This is a genomic window from Ramlibacter sp. AN1133, assembly GCF_037890035.1.
Classification (GTDB): Bacteria; Pseudomonadota; Gammaproteobacteria; order Burkholderiales; family Burkholderiaceae_C; genus Ramlibacter.
Window position 1 is genome coordinate 240,509 of record NZ_JBBKTQ010000002.1, and the last position, 19,926, is coordinate 260,434.

Genomic DNA, 19,926 nt, shown 5'->3' on the forward strand with positions numbered 1-19,926 from the left:
GGCGCCCATGCCGATCTGGAAGCAGCCCATCTCCGTCGAGGAACTCACGCACCGCCACCGCAACACGGCACCCGAGCTGCTCGGGATCGAGTTCCTCGAGGTCGGCGACGACTACGTGAAGGGCCGCGTGCCGGTGGACCACCGCACGGTGCAGCCGTACGGCATCCTGCATGGCGGCGTGAGCGTGGTGCTGGCGGAGACGCTGGGCTCCACGGCCGCCGCGCATTGCGTGCCGGCGGGGCACCGGGTGGTGGGCCTGGACATCAACGCCAACCACATCCGCAGCGCGTCGTCGGGGTGGGTGACGGGGATGGCGACGCCGGTGCACGTCGGCCGCAGCACGATGGTGTGGCAGATCGAGCTGCGCAACGAAGCGGGGGAGCTGACCTGCGTGTCGAGGTTGACGCTGGCGGTGCTGGCGCCGAAGTGACTGGGCGGCGGTAACCCGTAGGCTGGCGGTGGAGCGACAGCGAAACCCCAGCGCTTCGCGGCGCCCGCGCATCGCTGGGGTTCGCAAGGCTCACCACCAGCCTACCGGAAGCCCCCAGCTCAATCCGCCTCGGCCTGCTTCAAGCGCTCGCTCTTCCAATACACATCGTCGCCGCCATTCATGCGGTTGAACACCCGCGCCAGCACGAACATCAGGTCGGACAGGCGATTGAGGTACTGCCGCGGCGTCTCGCGCAGCGGCTCGTGCGCGCCCAGCGCGACCACCGCCCGCTCGGCCCGGCGCGCCACCGTGCGGCAGACATGCGCCTGGGCCGCGGCGCGATTGCCCGCCGGCAGGATGAACTCCTGCAGCCTGGGCAGCTGCGCGTTGTGATGCGCCAGCGCCGCGTCCAGCGCGGCCACCGCATCGGCCTGCAGCAGCTCGAAGCCCGGGATCGACAGCTCGCCGCCGAGGTTGAACAACTGGTGCTGGATGTCGACGAGCAGTTCGCGCGCGTCGGCCGGCAGCTCCTCGCACAACAGCAGGCCGAGGTGCGAGTTCAGTTCGTCGACGTCGCCCATGGCGTGCACCCGCAGGTGGTCCTTGGACACCCGCGTGTTGTCGCCGAGGCCGGTGGTGCCATCGTCGCCGGTGCGCGTGGCGATCTGGGTCAGCCGCTTTCCCATGCCGTTCTCCTGTTGCAGCCATTGTGCGCGAAGCTCCTACAGCAAGTGCCGGCACGCCCGGCTGTGCCGTTATCGCGCCGGGCGCGAGCATGCAATCAGGCCGTCCGCGCCCGGACGGCAGCCTCAGCTACAGGAGTCGCCATGCTTGCCTCGACCCGCCTTGCCGCAGCCCTCATCTGCGCCCTGGCCGCCGCCTCTGCCGTGCACGCGCAGACCACGCGTGCGCCCTCCCGCGTGCAGCCCGCCACCAACACGATTCCCTCGTCCGCGTCGCGCATCGCGCAGACCGCGCCGCGGCCCACCGGCCTGGTGCCGGCCTTCCCCGCCGGGCTCACGTCCGGCAGCGGCGGCGCCGTCTCGACCAACCCGATCGGGCAGAGCACCACGATGATCCCGCCCGGCGGCAGCAGCGTCGCCACCACCACGTCGATCCCGAGCGAGATCCCGTCCCCGGACTCGACCCCCACGACGACGACCACGTCCGGCTTCCTCGTGCCGGGCACGACCATCGTCACGCCCGGGACCACCATCGCCACCCCCGCCGTCACGGCCGCCGTCGCGACCAACGTGATGGGTGCGGGCGCCACCGTGCGCGGCCCCGGCCAGACGGTGGGCGGCGCGGGCGGCTTCAGCGCCACCGACCAGGCGCGCTCCTTCTTCTTCGCCGACGGCAACCACGACGGCGACATCACGCGCGCCGAGTTCGGCCGGCTGAGCATCAGCACGATGACCTTCGAGGAGATGGACCGCAACTACGACGGCGTGATCTCGCGCTTCGAGTACGAGGATTCGATGCGCTGAGGGATTCCCCTCGGCCCGCCGCGCCACGGGCGGGCGACTACACTGCGGGCTGCCTCCGGAGTACCCCCATGAACGCACCCGCCGCCCTGTCGCACCTGGTCCCCGACATCCAGCAGCGCGACGTCCCGCCCGCGCTGATCGAGGCGCTCAAGCAGCGCTTCGGCGACCGGTGTTCCACGGCGCTGGCGGTGCGCGAACAGCACGGCCGCGACGAGTCCTCGTTCGAGGCGCCGCCGCCGGCCGCCGTGATCTTCGCGGAAAGCACGCAGGACGTCGCCGATGCGGTGCGACTGGCGAGCGGACACGACACCCCGGTGATCCCCTTCGGCGTCGGCTCCTCGCTCGAAGGCCACCTGCTGGCGGTGCAGGGCGGCATCAGCATCGACGTGGGCCGCATGAACAAGGTGCTCTCCGTCAATCCCGAGGACTTAACCGTGACGGTGCAGCCGGGCGTGACGCGCAAGCAGCTCAATGAGGAGATCCGCAGCACCGGCCTGTTCTTCCCGATCGATCCGGGCGCCGACGCTTCCCTCGGCGGCATGGCCGCCACCCGTGCCTCCGGTACCAACGCCGTGCGCTACGGAACGATGCGCGAGAACGTGCTGGCCCTCGAAGTGGTGACCGCCTCCGGCGAGACGATCCGAACCGGCACGCGCGCGCGCAAGTCCTCGGCCGGCTACGACCTCACGCGCCTGTTCATCGGCAGCGAGGGCACGCTGGGCGTGATCACCGAGGTGACGCTGCGCCTGTACCCGATCCCCGAAGCGATCTCGGCGGCGGTCTGTTCCTTCCCGAGCATCGCCGCCGCGGTCCACACCGTGATCCAGGTGATCCAGCTCGGCGTGCCGATCGCGCGGGTGGAACTGATCGACGTGAACTCGGTGCGCATGGTCAATACCTACGCCAAGCTGGGCCTGCGCGAGGAGCCCATGCTGCTGATGGAGTTCCACGGCTCGCCCGAGGGCGTGAAGGAGCAGGCGCACACCGTGCAGGAGATCGCGACCGAGCACGGCGGCAACGCCTTCGAATGGGCGACCACGCCGGAGGAGCGCACGCGTCTCTGGACGGCGCGCCACAACGCCTATTTCGCCGCCATCCAGTCGCGCCCCGGCTGCCGCGCGATCTCCACCGACACCTGCGTGCCGATCTCGCGCCTGGCCGACTGCCTGCTGGACTCGGTGGCCGAAGCGGACGCGAGCGGCATCCCCTACTTCCTGGTCGGCCACGTCGGCGACGGCAACTTCCACTTCGGCTACCTGCTGGACCCGAACCAGCCGCAGGAACGCGTGGTGGCCGAGGAGCTGAACACGAAGCTGGTCGCCCGCGCGCTGCGCCTGGGCGGCACCTGCACCGGCGAGCACGGCGTGGGCCTGCACAAGATGGGCTTCCTGGTCGACGAGGCCGGCGCCGGCGCGGTGGACATGATGCGGACGATCAAGCGCGCGCTCGATCCGAAGAACATCATGAATCCGGGGAAGATCTTCTCGGTGTAGCGGGCTTGAGGGCCGCGGGCTTCATCTCGCGGACCTTCCATTCCTCGTTCACGTTGCGCCGGAACACGACGCCGTCCACGCGGTCGCCGTGCACGACCAGGGCTTCCTTGTCGTAGTCGTCGCCCCACAGCACCTTCAATTCGCGGATGTTGGCGCCCATGCGGCGCAGGTCGGCGTCGGCCAGCCGCTCCAGGCGGTCGCCCATGGCGCGCGCCACGGGGCCGGTCACGCAGCGCATGACCGCCGCGCGGTCGGCCGCCAGCAGCGCGGCGACGAAGGCCTGCCAAGTCTTCTCCACGGTGCTGAAGCGCGCGTCGGGCTCGCGCGCCAGCGGCTCGATCTCGCGCAGCCAGTCGTCGCTGCAGGCGGCGGCATCGGGGCGGGTCACGCGGATCTTGGTGGCGAGCAGGTGGCTGTGCTCCGACAGGGTGGCGGCGTGGCGGCGCCGCCAGGACCGGTAGAGGTCGTCGGACTTGCCGGCGAACCCGGGCTGGTCGCTGCGGCAGCGCTCGAGCCGGGCGGTGAGGTCCAGCACTTCGCGCTTGCGCGGCGTGAGGGTGGAAAACGGGGCGTCGTCGCCCGCGCGTGGGGCCAGCGGCGCCATGGCCGGCTTGGGTGCCGGCTTGGGCGCCACGGCGGGCGGTGGCGGCAGGTCCGGCACCGCGCAAGGGGTCTGCTGGTAGCTCGCGATGCGGTCGGCCAGCTGGCAGCGGAAGGTCTCCGCCCGGGCCGCGCCCATCGCCCCCAGGGCCAGCACCAGGGCCAGCCCGATTCCGTACTGCTTCGTCTTCATCCGGTCTCCCGGTCAAGAACACGAAGCCATCCTAGGCAGCGGCCGCAAGGCACAGCTGAAGCAAAGCGTAATCGTATACAATATTTCGGATATGCTGCCATGGGACCCGCCCTCCGAAGCCGACCAGGCTTTTGCCGCCCAGGTCCGTGCCACCTCGCTCGGAAAGCTGGTGCGCGACGACGTGCTGGGCATGATCCTGCGCGGCGAGATCAAGGCCGGCCAGAGGATCAACGAGCCGGACGTGGCCAGCCGCCTGGGCGTCTCGCGCGTCCCGGTGCGCGAGGCGCTGCGCGAGCTGGAGAGCTCCGGCCTGGTGGAGGCACGCAAGCACTCCGGCGTGTTCGTGCGCCAGTTGTCCGCCGAGGAAGTGCGCGGGCTCTACGAGATGCGCGCCCTGCTCGACGGCTTCGCCGGCCGGCGCTCCGCCCAGCTGCCCGAGCCCGACCGAGCGCCGTTGGCCGATGCGCTGGACAGCTCCGTCGGTCGCATGGAGCAAGCCGCTCGTAGCCATAACGTGAGCGCCTACTACAGCGAGAACCTGCGCTTCCACTGGATCATGGTGGAAGCCACGCGCAATGGCGCGCTCGCCGACACCTATCGAAACATCGTCCAGAAGCTGCACCTGTCGCGTTTGACCAACTTGTCGCACGGCATGGGCATGGCCGCCTCCGTCGCCGACCACCGCCAGATCGCGGCGGCGGTGCGCGCCGGCGATGCCGCCCGGTGCGAGCAACTGGTCGCCGACCACGTGGAACGGGCGCACGAACGCCTGGCCGCCGCCCAAGAGATTCGACAAGGAGACTGAAGAAGTGAAACGACGTGCCCTCCTGCAGGCCGCGCCTGCGCTCGCGCTGGCACCCTGGACTGCCACACGCGCCCAGGGCTTTCCCGACAAGCCGATCCGCTACATCGTTCCCGTCGCGCCCGGCGGCGGCAGCGACATGGTCGGCCGCACCATCTGCGACCGCTGGGCGAAGGCGCTGAACACGACCTTCATCGTCGACAACCAGAGCGGCGGCGGCGGCGTGGTCGCCGCGCAGCAGACGATGCGCGCGCCCGCCGACGGCTACACGCTGATGCAGGGCTACGTGGCCACGCACGGCACCAGCCCCGCCACGCGCAAGCTGCCTTACGACCCGATCAAGGACTTCACGCCGATCGGCATGATCGGCGCCACGCCCAACGTGCTGGTGGTCGACGCCAACCTGCCGGTGAAGAACTTCAAGGAGTTCGTCGCCTGGCTGAACGCCAACAAGGGCAAGGTGAGCTACGGCTCCGCCGGCCCCGGCTCGCTCACGCACCTGACCATGGAACTGCTCAAGCAGCAACTGCACGTGCCCATGGTGCACATCCCGTACCGCGGCATCGCGCCGGCCATCACCGACGTGATCGGCGGCCAGACGCAGGCCATGTTCCCCGGCCTGGCTGCCGCCCTGCCCCACATCCGTTCCGGGCGCCTGCGCCCGCTGGCGCTCACCGGCAAGCGCCGCGCCGAGCAGATCCGCGACGTGCCGACGCTGGAAGAACTCGGCCTGAAGAACTTCGACGCCATGCAGTGGTACGGCGTCGTCGGTCCGGCCGGCCTGCCGCACGAGATCGCAAGCCGCCTGAACATCTCCCTGGCGCAGGTGCTCTCCTCGCCGGACCTGCGCGAGAAGCTCTCGGCCGAGGCCATCGAACCCCAGGCGATGAGCCCCGAGGCCTTCGGCAAGTACATCCAGGCCGACGTCGCGCGCTGGACCGCCCTGGTCAAGGCGCAGAACCTGCACATCGACGCATAAGGAAGCCCATGGCCCGCAACACCCAGGTCCCGGCCGACCACAACGCGCCTGCGATCACGAAGATCCTCGCCGAGTACGTCGCCTCGCATCCCTCGCGCGGCTGGAACGACGCCGTCGACCACGAGGCGCACCGCACCTTCCTCAACTGGCTCGGTTGCGCCGTCGGCGCGGCGAAGCACGAAGCCGCCGATGCGGCACTGGCCGCCGTCGCCGAACTGCAGCCCGCGCCGCAGGCCACGGTGGCCGGGCGCAGCGAGAAGGTGGACATGGCGAGCGCCGCGCTCGTCAACGGCATCACCTCGCACACCTTCGACTTCGACGACACGCACCTCAAGACGATCATCCACCCGGCCGGCCCGGTCGCCTCCGCGCTGATGGCGCTGGCCGAGCACCAGGGCATGAGCGGCCGCGAGGTGATCGACGCGCTGGTGCTGGGCATCGACGTCTCGTGCCGCCTCGGCAACCTGGTCTACCCCGAGCACTACGACCGCGGCTGGCACATCACCGGCACCACCGGCATGCTGGGGGCCGCCGCCGGCTGCGCGCGCCTGCTCAAGCTGGACGCGCAGCGCACGCAGATGGCGCTGGGCATCGCGGCTTCGCAGCCGATCGGCCTGCGCGAGCAGTTCGGCACGATGACCAAGCCCTTCCACCCGGGTGGCGCCGCGCGTGCCGGCCTGATGTCCGCGCTGCTGGCGGCCAAGGGTTTCACGGCGAGCCCGCGCGCACTGGAAGCACCGCGCGGCTGGGCGCAGGTCGTGTCGACGAAGACGGCGTGGAACGAGGCGACCGACGAACTGGGCAAGCGCTTCGAGATCTCCTTCAACAGCTACAAACCCTTCGCCTGCGGCATCGTGATCCACCCGAGCATCGACGCCTGCGCGCAGCTGCGCGAGCAGGGCGTGCGCGCCGAGCAGGTCGAGCGCATCGAGTTGCGCGTGCACTCGCTGGTGCTGGAACTCACCGGCAAGAAGGAGCCGGCCGACGGCCTGCAAGGCAAGTTCAGCGTGTACCACGGCTGCGCGGCGGGCCTGATCTTCGGCCGCGCCGGCGAATCGGAGTACGACGACGCGATCGTGAACCGGCCGGACATGGTGGCGCTGCGCCGCAAGGTGGTGGCCACGGTGGACAACAGCATCGACGAGGCGAGCGCCGACGTGACCGCGGTGCTGACCGACGGCCGCAAGGTGCACGTGTTCGTGGAACACGCGATCGGCTCGCTGCAGCGCCCGATGACGGACAGCATGCTGGAAGGCAAGTTCACGCAGCTGTCGGAGCCGGTGCTCGGCGCGGCGAAGACGCGCGAGCTGATCGCGGCGTGCTGGGGGCTGGGCCAGGCCGCGGACCTGCGCACGCTCATGGCGCTCGCGCGCCCCTGACGCGTCCCAAAGGAAAACCGCGCCCGAAGGCGCGGTTTTCACTCCCCCTCACCCCACCCCAAGAAACCTAAGGCGCCCGGAACTCGAAATTCGTCACGATCGGCTTGGGCAATCCCGGCCGCGTCACTTCGGCCTGGATGTTGTACGCGCCGCCGCTCGTGAGCTTGAAGAAGTCGCCGTAGCTCACCGCGTTGTTCGCCACCACCGGCGACAACGCACTGCTCTGCTCCGACATGCCGTCGGTGACGCGCAGCTTCACCTTCGCGTCCTTCACCTGCGCGCCGGTCTTCTGGTCGGCCAGCGAGATGTTCAGGTGGTAGTAGCCCTTGCCGGACGGGACGCCCGCCTTGCCCTGCCCGCTCGATCGCATGGCCTCGGCCGGCATCGCGCCGAAGTAGATGTCGGTGCCCGCGACCAGCTTGTGGCGCGGATCGGCCTTCGCCACCTCCGGCGGCGGCGCCACGGGCGGCAGGCCGTAATTGAACATGTAGAGGACGGCCGAGCGCAGTTCCTCGCGCTCCAGTTGCGACACGCCGCCGCGCGAGGGCATGCCGCCGTGGCCGTTGACGGCGGCGTCGATCAGGACGTCGAGGCCCTTGGCGAAGCGCGGAGTCCAGGCGCTGCGGTCGCCGATCTTCGGCGCGTTGTCCTTGCCCTGCGCGTGGCAGGCCGCGCAGACGGTGTCGACCACCTGCTTGCCATCGCGCATCTTCTGGGCGGCACCGAAGGCCGGCGAGCCGAACGCGAACGCCGAAAGCACGACGATCGCGGGCACGGTCGCCCGCACGGCGGATGTTCCAGCTTTCGTAGCCATTACTGCTCCTCGAGTCGCATGGGGAAGGCCCCGGTACTCAATCTACGCAGCGGGTGGGGAAGGGTTGTGACTTGCGTCAAGGGATCGCGGGAGCGGCGCGGTGCGCGTTGCGCCGCAGCAGATTCGGGGGCGAGTGGCACGGTGCGCTCGGGTGGCCTGCGAGCGCCCCCACCCCCGGCCCTCCCCCGGAGGGGGAGGGAGGAGCAGCCTGCCTCAGCCGCGCAGGCGGTCGATCAGGCCGTTGAGTTCGTCGAGCGAACCGAAGGAGATCGCGATCTCGCCCAGCTCCTCGATGCGGCCGTGGCGCTTCACGCGCTTCTTCACGCGCACTTCCACTTCCGCGGTGAGCAGGTCGGAGAGTTCCTCCTCGATGCGCCGCAGGTCGCGCGACTTCTCCTTCTTCGGCTTGGGCGAGACCAGGCTGAACTCGGCGCCGATGCGCTTGACCAGGCTTTCGGCCTCGCGCACCGACAGCTTCTTGTGCGCGATCTGGTTGGCGGCCGTGATCTGCGCGGCGCGCTCCAGCGCCAGCAGCGCGCGCGCGTGGCCCATGTCGATGTCGCCGGCCATCAGCATGGTCTGCACGGGGTCGGCCAGGTTCAGCAGGCGCAGCAGGTTCGATGCGGCGCTGCGCGAACGCCCCACCGCCTGGGCCGCCTGTTCGTGCGTGAGTCCGAAGTCCTTGATCAGGCGCTGCAGGCCCTGCGCCTCTTCCAGCGGGTTGAGGTCCTCGCGCTGGATGTTCTCGATCAGCGCCATCGCCGCCGCAGCCTCGTCCGGCACGTCGCGCACCAGCACCGGCACGCTGTCCAGGCCCGCCAGCCGCGCCGCGCGGAAGCGGCGTTCGCCGGCGATGATCTCGTACTTGCCGGCGTTGTCGCCCTCGCCGAGCCGGCGCACCAGGATCGGCTGCATGATGCCCTGCGCCTTGATCGATTCGGCCAGCTCGTAGAGCGCGCCCTCGTCCATGCGCGTGCGCGGCTGGTACATGCCGGGCACCATGTCGGCGAGCAGCATCGACATCGGCACGCCCGCGGTGGTGCCGGCGTTCTCGGCGCCGCCGGCGTGCGAGCCCTCCTCCACCTTGGGTCCGAGCAGCGCTTCGAGGCCGCGCCCGAGGCCCTTGGGTTTCTTCGTCACCATCGCGTTCACCATTTCATTCGTGCGCTTTTTCGCGCGACCGCGCCGGCGGCGCCGGCCACGTCATCAATCCTTCATCAGGTCCTGCAGCAGGACGTGTCCTTCCGGCCAGCTCGCGAGCCCGGACTCCGCGTTGATGTGGCCGCAGTCGCCGTAGTCCATGAACTGCGCGCCCCACGCGTGCGCGAACAGGCGGGCGCGCTCGAAGCTGCAGTAGGGATCGTCGCGGCTGGCGAGCAGCACGCTCGGAAAGGGCAGCGTCCGCAGCTCGATCGGCGACCACGAGGGCAGCTGCTCGCGCACCTCGGGACGCTCCACGTCGCCGGGCGCGACCAGCAGCGCCGCCTTCACGCGCTGGGTGTTGCGCGAGTGCGCGGCCCAGGCCGCCACCAGGATGCAGCCGAGGCTGTGCGCCACCAGCACCGCCGGCTCGTCGCAGGACAGCACGACGTCCTCCAGCCGCGCGACCCAGTCGCCGCGCAGCGGCCGCAGCCAGTCGTGCTGCTCCACCCGGCGATAGCCGTGCCGCTGCTCCCACAGGGTCTGCCAGTGTTTCGGTCCGCTGCCCTCCCACCCGGGCAGCACGAGCACGTTGCGAGCCTTCACCGCTACTGTTTTGCTAGCTGCCGACCTAGGCGGCGTGCGCCACCGGAGACGACCGCATGCTGCCGATGCGGTCCACCATCTCCTGCGCGAACTCGACGTACGCCTGGCTGCCGCGTGCGCCCGGATCGAAGGCCACGCCGGGCAGGCCATAGCTGGGGGCTTCGGCCAGGCGCACGTTGCGCGGGATCACGGTGTTGAACACCTTGTCGGCGAAGTGTGCCTTGAGCTGGTCGCTCACCTGCTGCTGCAGGGTGATGCGTGGATCGAACATCACGCGCAGCAGGCCGATGATCTCCAGGTCCTTGTTCAGGTTGGCGTGCACCTGCTTGATCGTGTTGACCAGGTCGGACAGCCCTTCGAGCGCAAAGTACTCGCACTGCATCGGGACGATCACCCCGTGGGCGGCGCACAGGCCATTGAGCGTGAGCATCGACAGCGAGGGCGGGCAGTCGATCAGCACGAAGTCGTACTCGCCCGCCACCTTGGCGATCGCGTCCTTCAGTCGGCGCTCGCGGCGCTCGACGTCCACCAGTTCGACCTCGGCACCGGCGAGGTCGCGGTTGGCACCGAGCACGTCGTAGGCGCAGCCGGCGTCGATCAGCCGCTCGCTGCGCGCGCGCGCCTCGGCGATCGACGCGGATTCGAGCAGCACGTCGTACACGGAGAGCTTCAACTGGCGCTTGTCGACGCCGGAGCCCATGGTCGCATTGCCCTGCGGGTCCAGGTCCACCATCAGCACGCGCTGGCCCACCTTGGCCAGGCCGGCGGAAAGGTTCACCGTCGTCGTCGTCTTGCCAACCCCACCCTTCTGGTTGGCGACGCAAAAGATCTTGGTCATTCTTGGAGTTACCTGGACACCGCCAGCTTGACGCCGAAGCCGATGAGGCAGACGCCGGCGAGCTTCTGCAGCAACCGCCCGATCGCCGGGTTGGCGCGCATGCGTTCGGCCAGGAAGTGCGTGAGCAGCACCGCCACCAGCCCGTACGCGAAAGTCAGCACCGCGATCGTCGCGGCCATCACGCCGAAGGTCAGCAGGCCCTGGTGGTGCGCGGGATCGACGAACAGCGGGAAGAAGGCCATGTAGAACACGATGGCCTTGGGATTGAGCAAGGTGATGACGGCCGCCTGCCGGAAATAGTGGCGCGGCTGGATGTGCAGCACGGGCTTGGCACCGGGCCTGGCGGTGAGCATGCGAAAGCCGAGCCAGGCGAGGTAGGCGGCGCCGGCCCACTGCACGGCCACGAAGGCCGCCGGCGAAGCCAGCAGCAGGGCGGCGACGCCGGCCACGGCGGCCCACATGAGGACCTGGTCGCCGGCAATGATGCCCAGGGTCGCGCCGATGCCGCCGGGGATGCCGCCCTTGCTGGTCGAGGTGATCAGCGCCAGGTTTCCCGGCCCGGGGATGGCCAGGAAAATCAGGATCGCGGCGACGAACGCGCCGTAGTCTGCAACGCCGAGCATGGCCCCTCCAGTTGAGCGACGAGTGTACCGTCAGGGCCTTGCGGCAGCTGTGGCACTTTGCGCACGCGCACGCTTGCGCATCCAGACGATGCAGCGCTCGGCGGCGAGCTCGGGGACGGTGAGTTGTTCCACGTGGAACACTTCCGACGCCGCGGGCAGTTCCGCGATCTCCGCATCGGGCCGCTTGCCCTTCATCGCCAACCACACGCCGTCATCGGCGAGTGCATGGGCGGACCAGGAGACGAAGTCCGACAGCGAGGCGAAGGCCCGCGAGCAGATCACGTCGTAGCGGTCGGCGAGGCGCTCGACGCGATCATGGGCGCCGCGCAGGTTGGGCAACTGGAGTTGCGCTGCCGCCTGCTGGATGAAGGCCGCTTTCTTGCCCACCGTGTCCACGCAGTCGACCCGGATCTCCGGGCAGCAGACGGCGATCACCACGCCCGGCAAGCCGGCACCCGACCCCACGTCCAGCAGGCGGACCGCCCTGCCCTGGGTGTGGCGCCGCAGCGGGCCGATCACCGCGAGGCTGTCGAAGAGGTGCTGGACCAGCATTTCCTCGGGATCGCGGACGGCGGTCAGGTTGTAGACCTTGTTCCACTTGGAGATGAGGGCGAGGTAGGCGAGGAGACTGGCGAGCTGCGATGCGTCGAGGTCCAGGCCGAGGGCTTGGGCCGCGGCGGCGAGCCGCGCTTCTGGCGGTTGGGTGTTCATGGTCTTACTCCCTCCCCCTTCGGGGGAGGGCTGGGGTGGGGGCACGCCCCAAGCCTGAATGGGTGCGCGAAAAGCGCCCCCACCCCGACCCTCCCCCAAAGGGGGAGGGACGAAAACCGGGTGCCCTCATGCCGCCGCCTGCGCCGACTGGTTCGCGGCTTCCACGAACCCCTTGAACTTGTTCTTCTTCAGGTGCACCAGCAACAGCGAGATCGCCGCCGGCGTCACCCCCGAGATCCGCGACGCCAGGCCCAGCGTCTCCGGCCGGTGCTTGCTCAGCTTCTGCCGCACCTCGATGCTCAGCGCCGCCACCTGCATGTAGTCCAGCTCCGCCGGCAGCTTCAGGTGCTCGTAGTAGGCGGCCCGCTGGATCTCGTCCCTCTGGCGTTCGATGTAGCCGGCGTACTTGGCGCCGATCTCGACCTGCTCCACCACCGGCGCGTACAGCTCGCCCAGTGTTTCACGTGAAACAGCCTCATCCTTCCAGCGGCCACCCTCCATCGACACCAGCGCGTCGTAGCCCACGTCCGGCCGGCGCAGCAGGTCGCCGAGGTTGTACTCGTGGTCGATGGTCGTCCCCAGCACGCGCAGGGCCTCGGCCTCCGACAGGATCTTGGGGTTCACCCAGGTCGACTTCAGCCGCGCTGTTTCACGTGAAACAGCATCGCGCTTGCGGCAGAACGCATCCCACTGGGCGTCGCCCACCAGCCCCAGGCGGCGCCCGTCCTCGGTCAGGCGCAGGTCGGCGTTGTCCTCGCGCAGCTGCAGCCGGTATTCGGCCCGGCTGGTGAACATCCGGTACGGCTCGGTCACGCCCTTGCTGATCAGGTCGTCGACCAGCACGCCCAGGTAGGCCTGGTCGCGCGACGGCAGCCAGGCCGGCTCGCCCTTGACCTGCAGCGCGGCATTCACGCCGGCGAACAAGCCCTGGGCCGCCGCCTCTTCGTAGCCGGTCGTGCCATTGATCTGGCCGGCGAAGAACAAGCCGCCGATGGCCCGGGTCTCGAACGAGGACTTCAGCCCGCGCGGATCGAAGTAGTCGTACTCGATCGCATAGCCCGGTCGCAGGATGTGCGCATGCTCCAACCCGGGCAGCGTGCGCACCAGCCCGAGCTGGATGTCGAACGGCAGGCTCGTGGAAATCCCGTTCGGGTAGAACTCGTTGGTGGTCAGCCCCTCCGGCTCCAGGAACACCTGGTGGCTGTCCTTGTCCTTGAAGCGGTTGATCTTGTCCTCGACGCTGGGGCAATAGCGCGGCCCCACGCCCTCGATGCGTCCCGTGAACATCGGGCTGCGGTCGAAGCCGGAGCGGATGATCTCGTGCGTGCGCTCGTTGGTGTGCGTGATCCAGCACGGCACCTGCCGCGGATGCATGTCGGCGTGGCCCATGAAGCTGAACACCGGCACCGGATCGAGGTCGCCCGGCTGTTCCTCGCAGCGGCTGAAATCGATGGTCCGCCCGTCGATGCGCGGCGGCGTCCCGGTCTTCAGGCGCCCCTGCGGCAGCTTCAGTTCCTTCAGGCGGGCCGACAGCGACACGGCGGGCGGGTCGCCTGCCCGCCCGGCGGCATAGTTCTCCAGCCCGACGTGGATCTTGCCGTCCAGGAAGGTCCCCGCCGTCAGCACCACGGCCCGGCCACGGAAGCGGATGCCGATCTGCGTGACCGCCCCGACCACGCGGTCGCCCTCCACCATCAGGTCGTCCACGGCCTGCTGGAACAGCGTGAGGTTCGGCTGGTTCTCCAGCCGCCGCCGGATCGCCGCCTTGTACAGGATGCGGTCGGCCTGCGCCCGGGTGGCGCGCACCGCCGGCCCCTTGCTGGAATTGAGGATGCGGAACTGGATCCCGGCTTCGTCGGTGGCGATCGCCATGGCGCCGCCGAGCGCATCCACCTCCTTGACCAGGTGGCCCTTGCCGATCCCGCCGATCGACGGGTTGCAGCTCATCTGCCCGAGCGTCTCGATGTTGTGGGTGAGCAGCAGGGTCCTGCAGCCCATGCGCGCGGAGGCGAGGGCCGCTTCGGTGCCGGCGTGGCCGCCGCCAACGACGATGACGTCGAATTCTTCGGGGTAAAGCATGGGAGGAGCGCCGTCCGGGCGCGGGGGCACGAGGGCCGATCGGGGAAGGGGGAGATTTTACGGGCGCGCCGGCGAGGCTGCCGGCCGTGGTCCAATGCACCCTCCCCCGCGTCGCCTTTCACCGACCAGCTACAGAAAAGAGAGCAATGCAGTGCCGTCCGGGTTGCGGTGCCTGCTGCATCGCGCCATCGATCCGTTCGCCCATCCCCGGCATGCCCCAGGGCAAGCCGGCAGGGTTCCAAGGAGATGCCGGCTACGCCAGTCTCAAGCGAGATTAGAAAGATTATCGCAATCCGCTAATCTCTCTAATCTCGCTAGAATGGCACCATGGATCCGATTCGCAACCCATTTGCACCTGGCGCAGGCACGCCTCCCCCTGAGCTTGCAGGCCGCGACCTGCTACGGTCGACGCTCCGTGTTGCCCTGGAACGATCGCGGATTGGCCGGCCTGCCAAGAGCGCGATGCTGGTCGGCCTCCGTGGAGTCGGCAAGACCGTGTTGCTGGACAGAGTACGCATGGACGCAGAAGCCTCAGGCATCCATACGATCCGGGTTGAAGCACCGGAGGGACGCTCACTGCCGGCATTGCTCGCGCCCCAGTTGCGCCAAGCTCTCCTGCGCTTGAGCCAGATCGAGGCGGCCAAGGACTATGCAATTCGTGGGCTGAGGGCGCTGACCGGCTTCGCCAGCAAACTCAAGGTGACGTACGGAGACATCGAGGTAGGCATTGACTATGAAGCTGAGCCGGGTCTTGCAGATAACGGTGACTTGGAACACGACCTGCAAGCTCTGATCGAACAGGTCGGGGCGGCCGCACAGGCCGCCGGTACCGCACTCGCGATCTTTGTCGACGAGCTCCAGTACGTTCCAGAGGCGCAGCTGGCCGCGCTCATTACCGCCATGCATCGCACCGAACAAAGGCAGCTTCCCGTGGTGCTTGTAGGCGCCGGGTTACCACAGCTGCGGGGCCAGATGGGAAACGCGAAGTCCTACGCGGAACGACTCTTCGACTTCCCCGAAATCGGCGCTCTACCTCCAGACGCTGCACGGCAGGCGATCGTCAAGCCGCTGGAGCATGAAGCCGTGGAGATCACTCCGGATGCGCTCGAGGAGATCTTGCGCGTTACCCGAGGCTATGCGTACTTCCTGCAGGTCTGGGGCAGCCACACGTGGCTGGCTGCCCCGAACTCGCCTCTCACAATCCACGATGTCCGGACCGCGTCGGCTGCCGCCGTCGCCACCATGGACGAAGGCTTCTTCCGGGTACGTTTCGACCGATGCACGCCCAAGGAGAAGAAGTATCTGCGATCCATGGCCGAGCTCGGACCTGGACCGCACCGATCCGGCGACATCGCAACCTGCATGGGAGAGAAAGTCTCCTCGCTCGCACCGACGCGCAGCTCGCTGATCGTGAAAGGCATGATCTGGAGCCCGAACTTCGGCGATACGGCGTTCACCGTTCCCATGTTCGATCAGTTCATGAAGCGCATCATGAACTGGGCGCCCCCCGCGTAGCAGGCAACGAGGGGAACGACGTGCATTGCCGACCCGGCTGCGGCGCCTGCTGCATCGCGCCTTCCATCACGAGCCCTATTCCAGGCATGGAAGGCGGCAAGCCGGCCGGCGTGCGCTGCGTGCAGCTCGATGCGGCGAACCGCTGCCGCCTGTTCGGCCGCCCGGAGCGGCCGGCCTTCTGCGCAGGCCTGAAGCCGGCCGCGGACATGTGCGGGGACTCGCCGGCGCAGGCGATCGCCTGGCTCACGGCCCTCGAACAGGCGACCAGCCCGGGTTGACCGGCCCGCGGCGGGGCCCAAGAATCGGCGGCTTGCGCAAGGAGTCCCGTCATGAACATCGCGTCCCTGCGAGAGGTGGTCAGCGAGCAGGAGTGGCAGCTGCGCGTCGACCTCGCCGCCTGCTACCGCCTCATCGCGCTCTACGGCTGGAGCGACCTCGTGTTCACGCACGTCAGCGCGCGCATCCCCGGGCCCGAGCACCACTTCCTGATCAACCCCTACGGGCTGATGTTCGACGAGATCACCGCCTCGTCGCTGGTGAAGGTGGACCAGTCGTGCAACAAGCTCATTGATTCGCCCTTCCCCGTCAATCCCGCGGGCTTCGTGATCCACAGCTGCATCCACGAAGCGCGCGAGGACGCCGGCTGCGTGCTGCACACGCACAGCCGCGCGGGGGTGGCGGTGAGCGCGCAGAAGTGCGGCCTGCTGCCCATCAGCCAGCAGAGCACCTTCATCCTGCCATCGCTGGCGTACCACGACTACGAAGGCGTGGCGCTGCGCGACGACGAGAAGCCGCGGCTGCAGCGCGACCTGGGCACGAACAACTTCCTCCTGCTGCGCAACCACGGCCTGCTGACCGTGGGCCGCACGATCGCCGATGCATTCCTGCACATGTACCTGTTCGAGAATGCCTGCCGCATCCAGATCGATGCGCAGGCGGGCGGCGAGCTGGTGTCCGTGGACCCGCGCATCCTGGGCGGCATGGAGGAGGTGATGAAGAAGGGCTCGGCCGGGCAGGGAGCCAACATCGCGTGGCCGGCGCTGCTGCGCAAGCTCGATCGAACCGATCCGTCGTACCGCACTTAGGCCGGGTGACGTAGGCTGGCGGTGGAGCGACAGCGAAACCCCAGCGCTTCTCAGCGCGCCATCGCTGGGGTTCCCGCGCTTCGCGCCGTCACCCCCAGCCTACGCAACCGCCGCACCAACCGCCGCACCAACCGCCGCACCAACCGCCGCAGCCGCCGCCGCAGCCGCCGCCGGAGCGCGCCCCGGCACCACGATCTCCGGCCGCGGATCGTGCTCCAGCACCATCACTTCCTTGCGCGTCATCTGCAGCTGGCCGAACATGGTCGCGAAGGCCACGTCCTTGGCGTCGCGGCCGGTGCCGATGCGCACCAGGCGGTCGGTCGGCGCCATGCCGGTCGGGTCGAACAGCACCCACTGTCCCCCGAGCCACGCCTCGAACACGGCGTGGAAATCCTGCGGCGGTTCGTCGAACCAGACGTAGCCCACCACGATGCGCGCCGGGATGTTCAGGGCGCGGCAGAAGGTGATCCCCAGGTGCGCGAAGTCGCGGCACACGCCCGTGCGCTGCTCGAACACCTCCTGCGCCGTCGTCGTCGAATGCGTGCTGAGCGGCTTGTACGTGATGTTGCTCCGGATCCAGTCCACGATCGCATCGACCCGCGCCATGCCCGGCGGCACGCCGCCGAACATGCGCACGACCTCGCCGCACAGCACGTCCGACTCGCAATAGCGGGTGGCCAGCAGGTAGGGAAAGATCTCGTCGGGCACCTCGCCCACGGGGACCTCGCGCAGGGTGGCGTCCGGCGCGCGAGCATTCACCTCCACCTCGGCCTTGTAGTGCACCCGCAGCGGACCCGGCTGGGCGTCGAAGCGGATGTAGCGGTTGCCGCCGGAGCGGTCCATGGAGCTGTGGGGCGTGACGCCGCTGGAGATGCTCAGGCGCTCCCCGAGGATCTTCTGTGTCGGCCAGTGCGCCGCCTCCAGGTTGAAGCGGAAGTGCGTGGGCGAAAGGACCTGGTATTCGAGGATCGTTTCGACCGTCGACAGGTGCATGCGGTTCTCCGGGCTGGGCTGTTGCCCTCGATTCTGCGACCGCCGGGCGCGCAATGGATCGGCTGGCGCAGAGCGCCGTCGTAGGACGCGGCCGATGAAGCTGGGGTTCGCTACCGCTCACCACCAGCCTACTTGCCGAAGATGCCCCGCAGCGTCTCGCCGATCTTGTCGCCCGCCGTCGCGCCGGCGGCCGTGCCCGCGCCCGGCACGATCAGCGTGCCGACCGCGGCGCCCACCATCGCGCCGCGCGTGAGCATCACGCTCGGCTCGTCGAGGGTGCCGCCCACCACCAGCGGAACGCCCAGCGCGCCCCCGGTGCTGGCCAGGTCCACGTTCACCCGGCCGCTCAGCGCCTTGCTCGCCGCGATCGACACGTTGCCGCTCGCGGACAGGGAGCCCGAAGTCGCGACCAGGTTGCTCAGGTGCACCGCCTTGCCCTGCGTGGTGACCTGGCCCGCCAGCGTGTCCAGGCGGGTCGTGCCGCCGCGGCTCAGGCCCACGGTCTGCACCGCCTTCTGCAGGTCGATGCCGTCCACCAGCGCGTCGCGCACGGTGAAGCGCGTCTGCGTGTTCATGGTGTCGGCCACGTGGCCGATCTCGCGGAACTCGGAGCGCAGGCTGGTCTGCGCCTGCAGCTTGCCGCTCAGCACCTTGCTGGGGGCGGTGAGCGCGGAGACTTCCACGTTGTCGGTGTTGAACTGGCCGTGCAGCACCTGCGTGCCCGCCGCCTTGCCGGCGGTGAGGTACAGCTTGCCGACGATGCGGCCGCCGCCGATGTCCACCCGCAGCGGCCACTGCTCGCCCTTGCGCTCGATGGACCCCTGCGTGCCGGCGAAGCGCCCTTGCAGGATCCTGAACGACGCGCGCTCCAGCATGCCGTCCTCGCCGAGGTCCGCCTCGGCGTGCACGGTCAGGCGCTGGCCCTTCTCGTCGATCCAGGTAATGTCGTCGAGGAGGGCGCGCCTGGGAAAGGCGACGACGGACGGGCCCTCCTCCGGCGCAGCGGGCGCCACCCGCTTCGGGGCGGCCTTGTCCCTCTTCTGCATGGCCGTGGCCAGCGCGGCGATGCCGGCCTGCGGCAGCACCGCCTTGCGCACGACCAGCGTGGCGATCTCCAGGCGCCTGGCGAGCAGGCCGCTCCACTCCGGGCGTGCCTCCACGCGGCCGACGGACAGCGCCGGCCGGGTCTGCAGCACCACGTCGTCCGCCGCCACGGCCGGCAGCGGCCACAGGTCGACCGACAGGCGGCCGAAGCGCAGCGGCACGCCCAGCGCCGCGCTGGCCTGCTGCTCCACCCGCGCGCGGAAATCGTCGGTGCGCACCCAGTGCTGGAGCGCCACGGCCACGCCGGCGAGCAGGAGCAGGAAGGCGGCCAGCAGGATCGCCGCCCATTTCACGAACTTGGCCATGGACCATTGTGGGCATGCCGGGCCGCAACCCCAACCGTGCAGGGCTTCCGCTTTCTGGCTAGCATCGATTTCTTCACGAATCCGTCACCCCCACCAGCGGAAAGGTAGAAACGCGAATGAAGCTCTATTACTCCCCCGGCGCCTGTTCCCTCTCGCCGCACATCGTGCTGCGCGAGGCCGGCCTGGCTTTCGAGCCCGTGCTCGCCCCCACCAAGACGCACAAGCTGCAGGACGGCACGGACTACTACAGCATCAATCCCCTGGGCTACGTGCCGATGCTGGAACTCGACGACGGCACGCGCCTGCGCGAAGGCCCCGCCATCGTGCAGTACGTGGCCGACCAGGTGCCGCAGAAGAACCTGGCCCCCGCCAACGGCACCCTGCCCCGCTACCGCCTGCAGGAGTGGCTGACCTTCATCGGCACCGAGATCCACAAGACCTTCTCGCCGCTGTTCAACCCCGCCACGCCGGAAGAGGCCAAGGGGCAGTTCCGCGACAAGCTGGCCAGCCGCTTCGAGTTCGTGGACAAGCAGCTCGAAGGCAAGGAGTACGTGATGGGCGACCACTTCACGGTGGCCGACGCCTACCTCTACGTCGTCACGCGCTGGAGCAAGCCGATGAACATCGACATCTCGCGCTTCAAGAACCTCACCGCGCACAACGCGCGGGTGGACGCGCGGCCGGCGGTGCAGGAGGCGCTGAAGGCGGAAAAGCTGGCCTGAGATCGAGCGCCGGGGTAGCGCGCGCTGG

The 19,926-nt window shown here is 69.2% G+C and carries 21 protein-coding genes and 1 pseudogene; 11 read left to right on the forward strand and 11 right to left on the reverse strand.

What is annotated here, in order from left to right:
* Positions 1-7 precede the first annotated feature (7 nt).
* A complete protein-coding gene (locus WG923_RS03600) occupies positions 8-430 on the forward strand; it encodes a hotdog fold thioesterase (RefSeq protein ID WP_340349563.1) in 423 nt (140 codons plus the stop codon).
* A gap of 119 nt (positions 431-549) precedes the next feature.
* Here WG923_RS03600 and WG923_RS03605 read toward each other — a convergent pair whose 3' ends face one another.
* Complete coding sequence (locus WG923_RS03605; protein WP_340349564.1) at positions 550-1,116, reverse strand: cob(I)yrinic acid a,c-diamide adenosyltransferase; 567 nt, start codon at positions 1,114-1,116, stop codon at positions 550-552.
* Between the two features lie 141 nt (positions 1,117-1,257).
* Here WG923_RS03605 and WG923_RS03610 point away from each other — a divergent pair, with 141 nt between their 5' ends.
* A complete protein-coding gene (locus WG923_RS03610) occupies positions 1,258-1,917 on the forward strand; it encodes an EF-hand domain-containing protein (protein ID WP_340349565.1) in 660 nt (219 codons plus the stop codon).
* A gap of 68 nt (positions 1,918-1,985) precedes the next feature.
* Positions 1,986-3,410, forward strand: a complete 1,425-nt coding sequence (locus WG923_RS03615) for an FAD-binding oxidoreductase (RefSeq protein WP_340349566.1) — start codon at positions 1,986-1,988, stop codon at positions 3,408-3,410.
* On the opposite strand, the gene WG923_RS03620 is transcribed toward WG923_RS03615, so the two are convergent.
* The gene (locus WG923_RS03620; protein ID WP_340349567.1) at positions 3,379-4,203 is read right to left on the reverse strand and encodes a hypothetical protein; all 825 of its coding nucleotides are present in this window, start codon (positions 4,201-4,203) and stop codon (positions 3,379-3,381) included. The genes WG923_RS03615 and WG923_RS03620 overlap by 32 nt on opposite strands.
* A 91-nt stretch (positions 4,204-4,294) precedes the next feature.
* Here WG923_RS03620 and WG923_RS03625 point away from each other — a divergent pair, with 91 nt between their 5' ends.
* From WG923_RS03625 to WG923_RS03635, 3 genes are read left to right on the forward strand one after another with little or no spacing between them, the layout of a single operon-like run.
* Entirely contained in the window at positions 4,295-5,008 is a 714-nt protein-coding gene (locus WG923_RS03625; protein ID WP_340349568.1) for an FCD domain-containing protein, read from the forward strand.
* Between the two features lie 4 nt (positions 5,009-5,012).
* Positions 5,013-5,984, forward strand: a complete 972-nt coding sequence (locus tag WG923_RS03630) for a Bug family tripartite tricarboxylate transporter substrate binding protein (protein ID WP_340349569.1) — start codon at positions 5,013-5,015, stop codon at positions 5,982-5,984.
* A gap of 8 nt (positions 5,985-5,992) precedes the next feature.
* On the forward strand, positions 5,993-7,363 hold the full coding sequence (locus tag WG923_RS03635; RefSeq protein ID WP_340349570.1) for an MmgE/PrpD family protein: 1,371 nt from the start codon (positions 5,993-5,995) through the stop codon (positions 7,361-7,363).
* A gap of 67 nt (positions 7,364-7,430) precedes the next feature.
* Here WG923_RS03635 and WG923_RS03640 read toward each other — a convergent pair whose 3' ends face one another.
* The 7 genes from WG923_RS03640 to mnmG all read right to left on the reverse strand — a co-directional run bounded on the left by WG923_RS03640 (position 7,431) and on the right by mnmG (position 14,174).
* Complete coding sequence (locus tag WG923_RS03640) at positions 7,431-8,177, reverse strand: c-type cytochrome (protein ID WP_340349571.1); 747 nt, start codon at positions 8,175-8,177, stop codon at positions 7,431-7,433.
* Positions 8,178-8,390: 213 nt separating this feature from the next.
* On the reverse strand, positions 8,391-9,320 hold the full coding sequence (locus WG923_RS03645; protein WP_340349572.1) for a ParB/RepB/Spo0J family partition protein: 930 nt from the start codon (positions 9,318-9,320) through the stop codon (positions 8,391-8,393).
* Between the two features lie 63 nt (positions 9,321-9,383).
* On the reverse strand, positions 9,384-9,923 hold the full coding sequence (locus WG923_RS03650; protein WP_340349573.1) for an RBBP9/YdeN family alpha/beta hydrolase: 540 nt from the start codon (positions 9,921-9,923) through the stop codon (positions 9,384-9,386).
* 25 nt (positions 9,924-9,948) lie between these two features.
* Positions 9,949-10,761 carry a ParA family protein gene (locus tag WG923_RS03655; RefSeq protein WP_340349574.1) on the reverse strand — a complete coding sequence of 271 codons (813 nt, stop codon included), beginning with the start codon at positions 10,759-10,761 and terminating at the stop codon, positions 9,949-9,951.
* 8 nt (positions 10,762-10,769) lie between these two features.
* Complete coding sequence (locus tag WG923_RS03660; protein ID WP_340349575.1) at positions 10,770-11,384, reverse strand: LysE family translocator; 615 nt, start codon at positions 11,382-11,384, stop codon at positions 10,770-10,772.
* A gap of 30 nt (positions 11,385-11,414) precedes the next feature.
* Positions 11,415-12,095, reverse strand: a complete 681-nt coding sequence (gene rsmG, locus WG923_RS03665; protein ID WP_340349576.1) for a 16S rRNA (guanine(527)-N(7))-methyltransferase RsmG — start codon at positions 12,093-12,095, stop codon at positions 11,415-11,417.
* Positions 12,096-12,221: 126 nt separating this feature from the next.
* A complete protein-coding gene (mnmG, locus tag WG923_RS03670; protein ID WP_340349577.1) occupies positions 12,222-14,174 on the reverse strand; it encodes a tRNA uridine-5-carboxymethylaminomethyl(34) synthesis enzyme MnmG in 1,953 nt (650 codons plus the stop codon).
* A gap of 146 nt (positions 14,175-14,320) precedes the next feature.
* Between mnmG and WG923_RS03675 the strand changes: the two are divergent.
* From WG923_RS03675 to WG923_RS03690, 4 genes and pseudogenes are all read left to right on the forward strand, one after another.
* A pseudogene (locus tag WG923_RS03675) lies at positions 14,321-14,410 on the forward strand (YkgJ family cysteine cluster protein); the annotation flags it as partial.
* Positions 14,411-14,501: 91 nt separating this feature from the next.
* Positions 14,502-15,689: an ATP-binding protein gene (locus WG923_RS03680; protein ID WP_340349578.1), complete on the forward strand. Its 1,188-nt coding sequence runs from the start codon at positions 14,502-14,504 to the stop codon at positions 15,687-15,689.
* Positions 15,690-15,709: 20 nt separating this feature from the next.
* Positions 15,710-15,967, forward strand: coding sequence for a YkgJ family cysteine cluster protein (locus tag WG923_RS03685; RefSeq protein ID WP_340349579.1), 258 nt, complete (start codon positions 15,710-15,712; stop codon positions 15,965-15,967).
* 51 nt (positions 15,968-16,018) lie between these two features.
* Complete coding sequence (locus WG923_RS03690; RefSeq protein ID WP_340349580.1) at positions 16,019-16,774, forward strand: class II aldolase/adducin family protein; 756 nt, start codon at positions 16,019-16,021, stop codon at positions 16,772-16,774.
* Between the two features lie 99 nt (positions 16,775-16,873).
* Here WG923_RS03690 and WG923_RS03695 read toward each other — a convergent pair whose 3' ends face one another.
* Together WG923_RS03695 and WG923_RS03700 are read right to left on the reverse strand one after the other, a co-directional pair.
* Positions 16,874-17,767 carry a transglutaminase-like domain-containing protein gene (locus WG923_RS03695; protein WP_340349581.1) on the reverse strand — a complete coding sequence of 298 codons (894 nt, stop codon included), beginning with the start codon at positions 17,765-17,767 and terminating at the stop codon, positions 16,874-16,876.
* 128 nt (positions 17,768-17,895) lie between these two features.
* Entirely contained in the window at positions 17,896-19,176 is a 1,281-nt protein-coding gene (locus WG923_RS03700) for an AsmA family protein (RefSeq protein ID WP_340349582.1), read from the reverse strand.
* 116 nt (positions 19,177-19,292) lie between these two features.
* Here WG923_RS03700 and gstA point away from each other — a divergent pair, with 116 nt between their 5' ends.
* On the forward strand, positions 19,293-19,898 hold the full coding sequence (gstA, locus tag WG923_RS03705) for a glutathione transferase GstA (protein ID WP_340349583.1): 606 nt from the start codon (positions 19,293-19,295) through the stop codon (positions 19,896-19,898).
* Positions 19,899-19,926: the final 28 nt, after the last annotated feature.